Source organism: Buttiauxella massiliensis, assembly GCF_902500225.1.
GTDB lineage: Bacteria > Pseudomonadota > Gammaproteobacteria > Enterobacterales > Enterobacteriaceae > Buttiauxella > Buttiauxella massiliensis.
On sequence record NZ_LR722655.1, the window covers coordinates 119844 to 133167 of the forward strand.

Consider the following 13324-nt stretch of genomic DNA (forward strand, 5'->3'; position numbering starts at 1 on the left):
CCGCGACACAAGGTGGTTGTTATAGCATAACTGCACATGATCATCACCTTGCAAAGCGTGCTGCTTCCGTGTGAAATTTTGATGTAACATATAGCCTAATTTTGAAATCACACGCTTACATGGAATCCCCTGATGTTAAAAATCTTCAATACAATGAGTCGCCAAAAAGAGGAATTCAAACCTATTCATGCCGGAGAAGTTGGCATGTACGTGTGTGGTATCACCGTTTACGATCTGTGTCATATCGGGCATGGCCGTACTTTTGTCGCTTTCGATGTAGTCGCGCGTTACCTGCGCTTTATCGGCTATAAGCTGAAGTATGTACGCAACATTACCGATATCGACGATAAAATCATCAAACGCGCCAATGAAAACGGCGAAGATTTTGTTGCGCTTGTAGACCGCATGGTTGCCGAAATGCACACCGATTTCGACGCACTGAATATTTTGCGCCCGGACAGTGAGCCACGCGCAACCAAACATATCCCGGACATCATCGAAATTGTTGAACAGCTTATCGCGCGCAATCACGCCTATGTTGCCAGCAATGGTGATGTGATGTTCTCGGTAGAAAGTGATGCCGATTACGGCAAACTTTCCCGCCAGGATCTGGAACAACTGCAAGCCGGTGCCCGTGTTGAAGTAGAAGCGAACGTTAAGCGCAACCCGATGGATTTCGTGCTGTGGAAAATGTCGAAACCAGGCGAGCCAAGCTGGTCATCCCCGTGGGGCGAAGGTCGTCCAGGCTGGCACATCGAATGTTCTGCAATGAACTGCAAACAGCTCGGTAACCATTTTGATATTCATGGTGGCGGTTCGGACTTGATGTTCCCGCACCACGAAAACGAAATCGCCCAGTCTACCTGTGCGCACGGCGGCGAGTACGTTAACACCTGGATGCACTCCGGCATGGTGATGGTTGACCGTGAGAAAATGTCCAAATCACTGGGCAACTTCTTCACCGTGCGTGACGTGCTGAAATATTACGATGCTGAAACCATTCGCTATTTCCTGATGTCTGGCCATTATCGTAGCCAGTTGAACTACAGCGAAGAGAACCTGAAACAGGCGCGTACCTCGCTTGAGCGTTTGTACACTGCATTGCGTGGTACAGACGGTAGCATTCAGCCTGCGGGTGGCGAAGCGTTTGAAGCACGTTTCCGTGAAGCGATGGACGATGATTTCAATACGCCGGAAGCTTACTCAGTACTGTTTGATATGGCGCGTGAAGTGAACCGCCTAAAAACTGAAGATTTGGCCGCAGCAAATGGCCTGGCAGCGGCGCTGCGCCAACTTTCTGGCGTACTGGGTTTACTGGAGCAAGATCCAGAAGCCTTCCTGCAAGGTGGTGCGCAGTCTGACGACAACGAAGTTGCTGAAATCGAAGCGCTAATCAAACAGCGTAACGATGCCCGTAAATCAAAAGACTGGGCGCTGGCGGATCAGGCTCGTGACCGTCTCAATGAGATGGGTATCGTGCTGGAAGATGGCCCACAAGGCACTACCTGGCGCAGAAAGTAGGCCTTATTCAGTTTGTTAAACAAAAAGCGGCATAAGCCGCTTTTTTTATCAACTATGATTGTGGTGCGAGAAATATAAAAAGGTAAACTCATGACCGCCATAAATGATCAAAACAGTGAATCAGGGCTGTCCTCCCTTTATCCACCCAGACCTGTGGCTGAGATATATGCTCTCAAGGAAGCGCTTTCTACGCTGGGGACGGTACGTTCTTTCCAACCTAATGATGAAATTCACGCAGTTTCGCAGCACGAAAAATTCCTGTATCTGTTCACCGAGGGGCATTTTACGGTTGTTCGTGCAAATGATGGCTTAGTGCTTTCATCAGTGAGAGGCGAGATGGTTTATGGGATTGCTGAATGTTTGCGGCCTCGTGGCGCCTGGTTTTTGAAAGTAGAAGAGCCCTGTACAGCACGAGTTATCCCAGCCGAACAAGCATTTGAGCTCTTTACCCGGCAGCAACTATGGGAGACGGTTTCAGTTCTCCTTGCCTGGTTTTTACAGATGTACTCTTTACGTGATGAGCATTTGGTAGGTGTTACGGCGTATGTGATGATTCGCAATAAATTACTCGAACTGGAATTGCTGCCTGCTGATGTACGCCGTGATATCAATGCAGCAGATTTTATTCAGGGACGTACGCAACTGGCGCGCAGCACGGTTATGGCGATACTCGGAGAATTACGTCGTGGTGATTACATTGAGATTAAGCGTGGGAAACTAGTAGCGATTCGGCATTTGCCGAAGGAGTATTAGTAAGACTGGGTCGTAAGAATACGTAAGCGAAAATAAACCCCTAAGGCTATTACCGAAGGGGTTTACTGTCTTATGTTACGCTCCGACAGGAGGCGTAAATGCACTAAGCGTTAGCTCCGCTCCTGAATACTTCTCTATTTTTACCAGCGATGTATTTGCAGAGCAGGCATTTGCCAGGCGTGATGTTGGAATATCCTTGGTCAGCACGTTAGCACCGCCGTTCTTGCAAATACCGGTTGCTGGATCAAGATCCGGCCAGGCCCCTTCGTGAATGCAGACTACTCCCGGTTTGATCCCATCAGTAACCACAACTCCCGCTAAAACTTGGCCACGATCGTTCCATACTCGTGCTGTATCCCCGCTTTTAATACTGTGTTTTGCTGCATCATCAGAATGGATATAGATAGGTTCACGGTTTGCTACGGCATACTTGTTACGCAGTTCGGCATAATTAAGCTGGCTATGCAGGCGGTGAGCCGGATGTGCGGTTAAAAGTTGCAGCTGACCCGGTTCAGCGTTGCCTGCCCATTCATCTGGTTCAAGCCAGGTCGGGTGTGCCGGGCAATCTTTATAGCCAAACTCTTCGATAGTTTTTGAGTGGATCTCTATTTTTCCGCTCGGTGTACCTAGTGGGTTCATCACCGGGTCTTTGCGGAAATCCGCATAGCGTACGAAGGCTTCATTTTTCGGGTTTTTGCGCATTTCGATAAGCTTGTTTGCCTGCCAGAAAGCAGTGAACTGCGGCATATTGACGCGCTGCGCCCGGGCGCCTTTCTGCGCGGCATCGTAGAACTCGCGCAGCCAGGCCATTTCGTCTTTCCCTTCGGTGTAAACGGCTTTTCCTCCTGCTTTGAGCCGTTCTGCCAGATCGGCAAATACGTCAAAGTCATTACGCGCTTCAAACTGTGGTGCAATGGCCTGCTTCATCGGCACCAGGTGCTGGTTGCTATAGTCGCCGGTCATGGTCAGATCGTTGCGTTCAAAGGAGGTCGTTATCGGCAGCACGATATCCGCGTGTTTTGCAGCGGCTGTCCAGTAGCATTCAGAAATCACCACCAGCTCTGGCTTCTGCCAGGCAGCAATAAGCCTGTTGGTATCCTGGTGATGGGTGAAGTTACCACCGCCTGCCCACCAGATCATTTTAATATCAGGGAAGGTTTGTTCCTTACCGTTGTGTTGGTATTTAACGCCAGGGTTCTCCAGTGCTTCGACAATACGCGCCACGGGAATATTAGTGACAGCATCGGATGTAGCCCAGTCATTCCCAGCGGAAGAGTTGCCTGCAATGGTTGCAGAAATTGCCGTGAGTACGCCGCCACTACGCGTTGGGTTACCACCATTTGAATAGTGATAGGAGAAGCCGAAACCACCACCATCACTGCCAATTTGCCCAAGCATTGCTGCGAGTGTCACCAGCATCCAGTGGCGCTGTTCGCCATATTGCTGACGCTGGATACCCCATCCAGCCATAAGCATGGTTTTATTTTTGGCGAATATCTCGGCCAGCAGCGTGATTTGCTTGGCAGGAACCCCGCAAATTTTTTCAGCCCAGGCGGCGTTTTTAGGTGTTTTGTCCGCAACACCAAGAAGATAGGACTCAAATTCCGCGTATCCGGTGGTGTATTTCTCGATAAAGGCCTTATCGTGCAGGTTTGCCTCAACCAGCGTATGGGCGATCCCCATCATCAGTGCAACGTCAGTACCTATATTGGGAGCAATCCATTGAACTTTATCACCAAAGAAACCGATAGTTTCGGAACGCATTGGATCAATGGCAATCACGGTTTTGCCGGAAGCTTTCAACTGATTGAAATATTCCAGGCCTTGTTCATCGGTACTGCTCCAGGCAATTTTCAGCGTATTTAGCGGGTTCATTCCCCACAGAACAACGACCTGGCTATTTTTAAGGATCATGGGCCAGACGGTTTGCTGTTCGTAAACCTCGACGGAACCGATAACGTGCGGCAGAATCACTTGGGCAGCACCAGTGGAATAATCTCCGGTGTGACCCGCGTAACCGCCAGCCATACTCATATAACGTTGTAAAAGTGTCTGTGCTTTATGCAACACCCCGCTAGAGCGCCAGCCATAAGAGCCAGCAAAGATAGATGCCGGGCCATGAGTGGTTCGAATACGAGCATGCTGTTCGTGAATGAGCTTTAGCGCATCATCCCAGGAAACGCGGACAAACTCATCTTTACCGCGTTTTCCATCTGCTGTTCCCGGTGCTGCGAGATAACTTTTACGTACCATAGGGTACTTAATTCGACAGGCTGTATGAGCCTGATCAGGTGCGCTGCTCTGTAGTGAGTTCTCGATGGTTTTAGCCAGAACGCCTTTTGAAGAGACTATCTTCCCATCTTTCACTTCAACTTCAATTGCTCCCCAGCGAGCTGCGGTGAGTATTGTACCTGCGTGTGTTTCAGCCCATGCAGGAAGCGGGATTGCTGAGGACACCACTATGGCGCCCGCGGTACCGCCTGCCGTTTTCAAAAAACTACGTCGTGTTAACTTCATCATTCTCTCCTTAAATGAACATGGCTATGACGTACGGCTTACCGGGCAGCATCTTTAGCGTGGTACTGGAACCAACGCGAAAGAATGTCCAGATCGTCATCACTGATATCTGTGCGGGACCCCATTCCTTTAGCAATAGAAGGCCAGGCGTTGAGGGTGTAGTGGTCTGCGGCTATAGGGGCGTGGCAACCGGAGCAGTAAGCGGTGTCGAGGGATTTTGCATAGCGCCAAAGAGGTTCGCGGTTTGCCAAAGAATGCTCTGTGACCGGACCTTGCAGGCTAACGTCACGCCAGACATTGCCGTAACTGTCTTTTTGCCATTCACCCAGTGGCTTAAGCGCTTGCATTCCTTCAGGGGTAAGAGACGCAATGACCAGCCTTTGGCCTGTTGCAATGTAGATAACCTGCTCTGCACCCTGCATCTGGCTGCCGGTAATCTCAACTTCTTGCCCATCATCTATTTGGCGCAAAACTTTCATTTTTGTCGCTGGATAGACAGTGCCCAATGTGCCCAACGGCGTTGGGGTTACGGCAAAGCGTTCTGGGGAATCGACTGGGGTTTTAATGGCTTCAGCCATCATTGCATCCAACGCTTTGCTATCTACGCTGACTTCAGGTGGGAAGTGGGCGACACCTTTGTGGCAATCAATACAGGTTTGGTTCTCTTTCACCGCCAAAGCATGCATTTTCTGCGCATCGCTACTCTGTTTTTGTAGATCCATCGCTTCCATGCTGTGGCAGGAACGACAGGTGGCAGAGTTGTTGCTTTTCATCTGGTTCCATACGGTTTGTGCCATCTCAAGGCGATGGGCTTCGTATTGCTCAGGGGTATCAATTTTGTTGGTGATAAATTCGTGATAAACGTCCTTGCTGGCGCGAAGCTTAGTCACGAGGTAATCGAGCCCACCTTCCGGAATATGGCAGTCTTTGCACTCGGCGCGAATACCCTTTTGATTCATAAAATGAACCGACCCTTGATACTCTTCGTAGGGTGTTTGCATGGTATGACATGAGAGGCAAAATTCTGTTTCTGATGTCTTTTTTAAACCCCATCCGGTGAGGGTGGTTAACATAACTCCAACGACGATACTTGCCATACAAACCACAAAAATCCATTTCTTGTTCATATTATTCTCATTGAACTCTTTAATATAAAACACTGGTTATTTTATGGGTATTTGAGCAGTGAGCCAAAATATGTCAATGGCACTTAATAGAAAATGAGGTGTTGATAGGAAAAGTTATTTATTACATTTATTTAATGAATGGCGGGGTGTGTTTGATTCATTTAAAGAATGAAAAAAAGCGGCCGAAACCGCTTTTTAATATGCAGGTAAATAATGATTTTTAATTATCGATAGGAGTGCGAATCAAATAATCAAATGCGCTCAGAGAGGCTTTTGCACCTTCACCCGTCGCAATAATAATTTGTTTATAAGGCACGGTAGTGCAGTCACCCGCAGCAAACACACCTTTAACGGTAGTTTCGCACTTCGCATCAATAATGATTTCACCCATGCGGTTGCGCTCAACGCTGCCTTCAAGCCAGTTGGTATTGGGTAACAGGCCGATTTGTACGAAAATACCTGCCAGCTCAATTTCATGCACGCTTTCAGTAACGCGGTCTTTATACTGCAAACCAGTAACTTTCGTGCCATCGCCTTTCACTTCCAGCGTTTGAGCATTCAAAATGATGTCGACGTTTTTCAGGCTGCGAACTTTATTCTGCAATACCTGGTCGGCTTTCATTTCTGGGGCAAACTCCAGCAGCGTGACGTGTTCAACGATACCCGCCAGATCAATCGCTGCTTCCACCCCGGAGTTGCCGCCGCCAATCACCGCCACGCGTTTACCTTTAAACAGCGGGCCGTCGCAGTGCGGGCAATAAGTCACGCCTTTGGTGCGGTACTGTTCTTCGCCCGGCACGTTCATATTGCGCCACTTGGCACCTGTCGCAATGATGATGCTGCGTGCACTAAGTGTCGCGCCAGACGCAGTTTGAATCTGATGCAGACCGCCTTCAGTCTTCGCCGGGATTAACTTGCTGGCACTTTGCGTGTCGATAACGTCAACATCGTAATCATCAACGTGCGCTTTCAGTGCGCCCGCCAGTTTCTGGCCTTCGGTTTTTGGCACAGAAATGTAGTTTTCGATATCCACGGTGTCTAACACCTGGCCGCCAAATCGTTCGCCCATCAGGCCGGTGCGAATGCCTTTACGTGCGGAGTAAACTGCTGCCGCCGCACCCGCCGGGCCGCTGCCGACGATTAACACGTCGTAAGCGTCGCGTTTGTTCAGCGCTTCGGCCGCACGTTTTTCAGCGCCGGTGTCAATTTTGCTGACGATTTCCGCAAGCGTCATGCGGCCCTGGCCGAACTCTTTACCGTTGAGGAACACCGCAGGCACGCCCATCACATTGCGTTCCTGAATCTCGTTCTGGTAAACGCCGCCGTCAATCGCCGTGTGGCTAATGCGCGGGTTCAACACGCTCATCAGGTTCAGCGCCTGCACCACGTCCGGGCAGTTGTGGCAGGAGAGCGAGTAATAGGTTTCAAAATGGAAATCGCCGTCGATTTCACGGATCTGCTCAAGCAAATCCTGTGACTCTTTCGACGGATGTCCCCCGGTCTGGAGCAAAGCCAAAACCAGAGAAGTAAATTCATGGCCGAGTGGGGAACCCGCAAAGCGTGGGCCTTTATCAGAGCCTGGGTTAGTAATCAAAAATGACGGTTTGCGCACCGGCAAATCGTTATTAATACTCAAAGAAACTTTGTCAGATAGCTCAGCAATTTCTGCCAACAGTTCCTTTATCTCGGTCGATTTTGCACTGTCGTCCAGCGTGGCAATCAACTCAACAGGTTTGGTTAAGCGCTCAAGGTAGGCCTTGAGTTGGGTTTTCATGTTGTTGTCGAGCATGGGTAAATCTCCCTGATGGCGAGAATAACCAGGGTGGGCAGGCTTGCGCACTGCCCACCGCTGAGTTAGTTATTGCAGGTGTTCATTGTCTTATTATTTTTTAGATCTTACCGACGAGGTCCAAAGATGGAGAAAGCGTTGCTTCACCTTCTTTCCATTTAGCCGGGCAAACTTCACCTGGGTGAGAAGCAACGTATTGAGCTGCTTTCACTTTACGCAGCAGGTCAGAGGCGTCACGGCCAATGCCTTCAGCAGTCACTTCGATAGCCTGAATGATGCCCTGTGGGTCAACGATAAAGGTACCGCGATCCGCCAGGCCTTCATCTTCACGCATGTTTTCGAAGTTACGAGTCAGCGCGCCAGTTGGGTCGCCGATCATCGCATATTTGATTTTAGCGATGGTGTCAGAGCTGCTGTGCCATGCTTTATGCGTGAAATGGGTGTCAGTGGAAACAGAGTAGATATCCACGCCCAGTTTCTGGAATTCTTCGTAGTGGTCAGCAACATCGCCCAGTTCAGTTGGGCATACAAAAGTAAAGTCAGCTGGATAGAAGAAGAAAACGCTCCAGCGGCCTTCTACATCCTTCTCGGTTACTTCAATGAATTCACCGTTTTTAAAAGCGCTGTTTTTGAATGGTTTGATTTTCGTATTAATTAAAGACATCTGTACTTCCTCCGTTTTGCGATGGGAGAAAGGTACCGAATATTCGCGTTTGGCTCTAATGGGTAGACCGTATCGAATTGATAAGTAATACCTTACAAGCGAAATGGCAGGCATAAAAAAAGCCACCCGTTGCGGGGTGGCCTTCATGTTGCGCGTTACAATTCCACTTTAAAAAATTATAACAGCGGCGCGATTAAATCATTTGCGCGCAGTACTGGTCAATCCACTCAACCGTTGTATTAACGATGGTTCTGATAGCTATTTACTATCGAACAATGCAATACCCATATTTACAGCGGGTACAATCCCGAAATAGAGCACATTTTCATGTCAGGAAAATTGCAGGACTGTGACAACAACGTTAGATTTAGTGCTCACTAATCTCTGAGTACAGCTTTGTGCCATTGTGCGCATCTATTTCGAGGGTCAGGCGTTGTCGGAAATGCTTTCAATCGTGTTGTTTGTCGCAGCTATTGCCGTATACGCCGTAAAAGCAGGTCGTAACGCCTGGTGGTTTAGCGCTATCCTTCTGATTTTAGGACTCTATATTGTCCTGAACGTGACCTTTGTTGCCAGTAACTACTTCACCGGCGATGGGATCAACGATGCAGTGCTTTACACCCTTACCAGCAGTCTGACTGGGGCAGGGATCGGGAAGTATATCTTGCCAAGTGTCGGGGTGTTTGTTGCGCTGGTGGCCGTTTTCAGCGGCTTGACCTGGATTTTACGCCGCCGTAAAAACTACCCTCACCATTTTGGCTACAGCCTGTTGGCGCTTGCGTTAGCGATGGGTTCGGTTGATGCCTCGCCAGCATTTCGCCAGGTCACAGAATTGGTGAAATCACAGACTCGTTCTGGTAACTCAGATTTTGATGTTTATTACAAAGTCCCGCAGGGGAGCATCAAAGATCCTAAATTAAACCTGGTTTATATTTACGGTGAAAGTCTGGAACGAACTTATTTACAGCCAGAGTTCTTCCCTGATTTAGCGCCGGAATTAACCGGGCTTAAAGATGAAGCAATAGATTTCAGCCATACTGTGCAATTACCCGGCACCGATTACACCATTGCCGGAATGGTCGCCTCGCAATGTGGTATTCCTTTATTTGCACCATTTGAGGGGAATTCATCAGCTTCAATGTCGAGTTTTTTCCCAAAAAATATCTGCCTTGGCGATATTCTGAAAGCCTCGGGATATGAAAACTACTTTATGCAGGGCGCAGACTTACGCTTTGCGGGCAAAGACATTTTTTTACAGTCTCATGGTTTCGACCATATGTACGGCGCACAAGAGCTGAAAAGCATGGTCGCAGACCCCGAATACCGCAATAACTGGGGTTTCTACGACGATACGGTTCTGGACGAGGTCTATGAAAAGTATGTTGAGCTGTCGAAAAAGAATAAGCGTTTCTCACTGTTTACGCTGACCGTCGACACGCATCACCCGGACGGCTTTATCTCGAAAACCTGTAAGCGCCGTAGCTACAATTTTGACGGCAAAGAAAACCAATCCTTCAGCGCCGTGGCTTGCAGCCAGGAACATGTCGCTGCACTTATCGAAAAGATAAAAGCATCACCGTATTTTAACAATACCGTCATTGTCGTAAGTTCCGACCATTTGGCAATGAATAACACCGCGTATAAATATCTCAATCAGCACGAAAGAAATAACCTGTTCTTTATTATTCGCGGTGATAAACCACAGGCCGACCTGGTGCCAGTTAAACGCAGCACGCTGGATAATGGCGCAACGGTATTAGATGTTTTAGGCGGCGATAATTATCTTGGCTTAGGACGCAGTAGTTTGTCCGGGCAGTCGATTGCATCGGTATTTCTTAACGTCAAAGAAAAGGTGATGGAGTGGAAACCGGACGTTATCGACCTGTGGAACTTCCCGAAAACGATTACCCAGTATGAAATTGACCAGAAGAAAAATACCTTTAGCTATTCAGGCGCGCATTTCAAAATGCCTTTATTGCTGCGCATTCTGGATAAAAAAATAGAGCCGTTGCCTGAAAGCGAGTATTCCGCGCCGTTACGCTATCAACTGGCTGACTTTAAAGAAAATGACAAATTCATTTGGGCCGACCGTTGCTTCAAAATGGCGCGTTTATGGGAACCTAAACTGGCACTTTCAACTGGGCTGTGTGTCGCTCAGGGGCAAGTTGGAGGCCAACCGTCAGTGCGTTTAATCGAACAACAGCAAGAACAGCATGCGGTCGAATTTGCCAAACAGGACATCGATAAAGCACGTTTTAAACAGAACGTTGCGCTGCTGAAAGTGGATGAAAACGCCATCCGCTACCAGGCAGATAGCTTTATTTTCAATGTGCCGGGGGCGCCACTTAATGTGAAAGAGTATGCAGGTATTTCTCGTCCAGAAGAGTGGGGGCGTTGGTCGAATGCGAATCTGGCACCGGAGGTGAAAATTGAATATGCCGAGCCGCTGCCCGAGAAATTTGACCTGGTGATTTCAGCTAAAGCGTTTGGCCCGAATATCGGTCAGCCGGTGCCGGTCAAAGTCGGGAGCCAGCAGCAAACACTTACGCTTGGCGAAGAGTTAAGTACCACGACGTTGCATTTTGATAACCCGGAGCGCAGTAATTTGCTGGAGATTATTCCACCGCAGCCGCAGTTATCTAATGAAGGCAATATTCTTGGTCACGAACCACGCAAGATTGGGATTGGGATGGAAGATATTAAGGTGGTTCCGACATCGTGATACCCGCCATACTTCAAGTTGCAGCTGTGTTGGCTGCAACTCGAATTATTTAGGGTATTGTCAGATTTATCTAAAGGCGGCTTATAAAACGCCTTGCCCTAACATCGCATCGGCTACTTTCACAAAGCCCGCAATATTGGCACCGCGAACATAATGTGTTTGCTTATCTTCACCGCCATAATTCACACAGGCTTCGTGAATATCCAGCATGATGTGATGCAGGCGAACATCAACTTTTTCTGCCTTCCATCCCATACGAGCGGCGTTTTGCGCCATCTCCAGACCTGAAGTTGCCACACCGCCCGCATTTGCCGCTTTGCCCGGTGCGAACAGCACGCCCGCGTCCAGGAACAGATTGGTAGCTTCAATGGTGGTCGGCATATTCGCACCTTCAGCCACGGCCTTCACGCCATTGGCAATCAGCGCACGAGCAGCTTCGCTATCCAGTTCGTTTTGTGTGGCACACGGCAGCGCGATATCAACCGGTACGCTCCACGGTTGTTGCCCTTCGAGATATTGCAGGCCAAACTCTTTCGCGTAATCCGCAACACGCCCGTCGCGGCTGGATTTGATCTCAGCCAGACGCGCCAGCTTCTCGCTAGTGAAACCCGCTTCATCCACGACAGTGCCGTTGGAATCCGATGCCGTTACCACGCGCGCACCCAGTGATAATGCTTTTTCAATGGCGTATTGCGCCACGTTACCGGAACCAGAAACGGCAACGCGCATTCCTTCAAAGCCCAGGCCATGACGTTTGAGCATCGCATCCGTGAAGTAGATAAGGCCATAACCGGTCGCTTCCGGGCGAATAAGACTGCCGCCAAACGACAACCCTTTACCGGTGAACACGCAAGAAGTGTTGTTGGAGAGCTTTTTCATCATCCCGGCCATAAAGCCGACTTCACGCCCACCCACGCCAATATCACCGGCCGGAACGTCAGTATCTGGCCCGAGGTGGCGGTACAGCTCCATCATCAGCGCCTGGCAAAAACGCATGATCTCGCCTTCACTTTTACCTTTCGGGTTAAAGTCGCTACCGCCTTTACCGCCGCCCATTGGCAGTGTGGTCAGCGCATTTTTGAAGGTTTGTTCAAAGCCGAGGAATTTCAGAATTGAGAGGTTCACTGACGGGTGGAAACGCATCCCGCCTTTGAATGGCCCAATCGCCGAGCTAAATTGCACGCGCCATGCGCGGTTAACCTGCACCTGATTTTTGTCATCAACCCAGGTGACGCGGAACTGAATCACACGTTCTGGTTCAACAAGGCGCTCTAAAAGTGCCAAACGGCGGTATTGCGGATTTTGCTCCAGGAACGGCCAGAGCGTGGTCATAACTTCACGTACTGCCTGTGCAAATTCAGGTTGGTGCGGGTCACGTTGTTGAACAGAGTTCAGGAATGATTCGAGAGAAAGCGAGTTTTCCATAGATTAAGAAGTCCTTGTTATAAGTGATGTTGTAGATGTGTTGTGTTCTTTCGAATATAACATTCACTTATTACCAGGCCGCAAGTGATTTATCTTATGCTGTTTATAACTGTATTAGCGTTATTAATTGCGTAGCGTGATTTTCCCATATCACTTTGAATTTACTTTCTTTTTTAAATGGCCCAAGTGAATGATTGAGCGTCAGAATAAGATGCTTGTCATCTATTTTTCTTATGGATGCAGCTGAAAAATCAAAATAGCGCCCAACGTGGCGAAACAAGGCTTTGAATAAACTCTCTTTGGCAGAGAATGCCAGCGTTAATGCGTAATGAAAGGGGAGGGCGGTCGAGCACAAAACTTCTCTTTCCGCGCTATCAATTATGCCAGGGTAAATTTCCCCGGCGACATCTGGCGTAATAATTTCAGCACAATCAATGCCAATTCCCACACGCATTTGCGCCGAGTCAGCGATTACTGTTGCCAGCGCCACATTGCCGCTGTGAGTCATGCTGCCGGTAAACCCTGGCGGCCAGCAAGGTTCACGGTGCAGGCCAATGCCCGGAATATGATGGCTTATTCCATGAAGACGCAGCGCTTCTCTGGCAGCAATCCGGCCAGCGAGATGCTCGGCTTTGCGTTGCCTGACAGCATTTTCAAGACGCTTGTGATGCGGGAGTAACAGCAGGTCATCGGGTTGAAAAGTGACAGCGTCAAAATCCACCCGCACGATAGTTTGCGTCGTGTCACAGAGGCTGAAATGGGTGAGCTGAGTATTCATCAGATGTTTTCTCCTTCTACCTTGGGGA

The 13324-nt window shown here is 49.0% G+C and carries 9 protein-coding genes; 3 read left to right on the forward strand and 6 right to left on the reverse strand.

From position 1 onward, the window contains the following. Positions 1-132: 132 nt before the first annotated feature. Complete coding sequence (gene cysS, locus GC128_RS13935) at positions 133-1521, forward strand: cysteine--tRNA ligase (protein ID WP_151994807.1); 1389 nt, start codon at positions 133-135, stop codon at positions 1519-1521. 90 nt (positions 1522-1611) lie between these two features. Continuing rightward, on the forward strand, positions 1612-2274 hold the full coding sequence (locus GC128_RS13940; RefSeq protein ID WP_151994808.1) for a helix-turn-helix domain-containing protein: 663 nt from the start codon (positions 1612-1614) through the stop codon (positions 2272-2274). A 75-nt stretch (positions 2275-2349) separates the two neighbouring features. On the opposite strand, the gene GC128_RS13945 is transcribed toward GC128_RS13940, so the two are convergent. The 4 genes from GC128_RS13945 to ahpC all read right to left on the reverse strand — a co-directional run bounded on the left by GC128_RS13945 (position 2350) and on the right by ahpC (position 8371). Further along, complete coding sequence (locus GC128_RS13945) at positions 2350-4791, reverse strand: trimethylamine-N-oxide reductase 2 (RefSeq protein ID WP_151994809.1); 2442 nt, start codon at positions 4789-4791, stop codon at positions 2350-2352. A gap of 38 nt (positions 4792-4829) precedes the next feature. Next, positions 4830-5918, reverse strand: a complete 1089-nt coding sequence (locus tag GC128_RS13950) for a NapC/NirT family cytochrome c (RefSeq protein ID WP_151994810.1) — start codon at positions 5916-5918, stop codon at positions 4830-4832. Between the two features lie 220 nt (positions 5919-6138). Beyond that, a complete protein-coding gene (ahpF, locus tag GC128_RS13955; protein ID WP_151994811.1) occupies positions 6139-7707 on the reverse strand; it encodes an alkyl hydroperoxide reductase subunit F in 1569 nt (522 codons plus the stop codon). Positions 7708-7807: 100 nt separating this feature from the next. Next, positions 7808-8371, reverse strand: coding sequence for an alkyl hydroperoxide reductase subunit C (gene ahpC / locus GC128_RS13960; protein WP_151994812.1), 564 nt, complete (start codon positions 8369-8371; stop codon positions 7808-7810). 442 nt (positions 8372-8813) lie between these two features. Here ahpC and opgB point away from each other — a divergent pair, with 442 nt between their 5' ends. Further along, entirely contained in the window at positions 8814-11093 is a 2280-nt protein-coding gene (gene opgB / locus GC128_RS13965; protein ID WP_151994813.1) for a phosphatidylglycerol--membrane-oligosaccharide glycerophosphotransferase, read from the forward strand. 81 nt (positions 11094-11174) lie between these two features. On the opposite strand, the gene gdhA is transcribed toward opgB, so the two are convergent. After that, positions 11175-12518, reverse strand: a complete 1344-nt coding sequence (gene gdhA / locus GC128_RS13970) for an NADP-specific glutamate dehydrogenase (RefSeq protein WP_151994814.1) — start codon at positions 12516-12518, stop codon at positions 11175-11177. 103 nt (positions 12519-12621) lie between these two features. After that, positions 12622-13296, reverse strand: coding sequence for an enterobactin synthase subunit EntD (gene entD, locus GC128_RS13975; protein WP_151994815.1), 675 nt, complete (start codon positions 13294-13296; stop codon positions 12622-12624). Positions 13297-13324: the final 28 nt, after the last annotated feature.

What these genes read in the sequence shown, in the direction of transcription:
- opgB (WP_151994813.1), top strand. Translation starts at nt 8,814, where the DNA reads ATGCTTTCAATCGTGTTGTTTGTCGCAGCTATTGCCGTATACGCCGTA.
- GC128_RS13950 (WP_151994810.1), bottom strand. Translation starts at nt 5,918, where the DNA reads ATGAACAAGAAATGGATTTTTGTGGTTTGTATGGCAAGTATCGTCGTT.
- GC128_RS13940 (WP_151994808.1), top strand. Translation starts at nt 1,612, where the DNA reads ATGACCGCCATAAATGATCAAAACAGTGAATCAGGGCTGTCCTCCCTT.
- gdhA (WP_151994814.1), bottom strand. Translation starts at nt 12,518, where the DNA reads ATGGAAAACTCGCTTTCTCTCGAATCATTCCTGAACTCTGTTCAACAA.
- GC128_RS13945 (WP_151994809.1), bottom strand. Translation starts at nt 4,791, where the DNA reads ATGAAGTTAACACGACGTAGTTTTTTGAAAACGGCAGGCGGTACCGCG.
- cysS (WP_151994807.1), top strand. Translation starts at nt 133, where the DNA reads ATGTTAAAAATCTTCAATACAATGAGTCGCCAAAAAGAGGAATTCAAA.
- ahpC (WP_151994812.1), bottom strand. Translation starts at nt 8,371, where the DNA reads ATGTCTTTAATTAATACGAAAATCAAACCATTCAAAAACAGCGCTTTT.
- entD (WP_151994815.1), bottom strand. Translation starts at nt 13,296, where the DNA reads ATGAATACTCAGCTCACCCATTTCAGCCTCTGTGACACGACGCAAACT.
- ahpF (WP_151994811.1), bottom strand. Translation starts at nt 7,707, where the DNA reads ATGCTCGACAACAACATGAAAACCCAACTCAAGGCCTACCTTGAGCGC.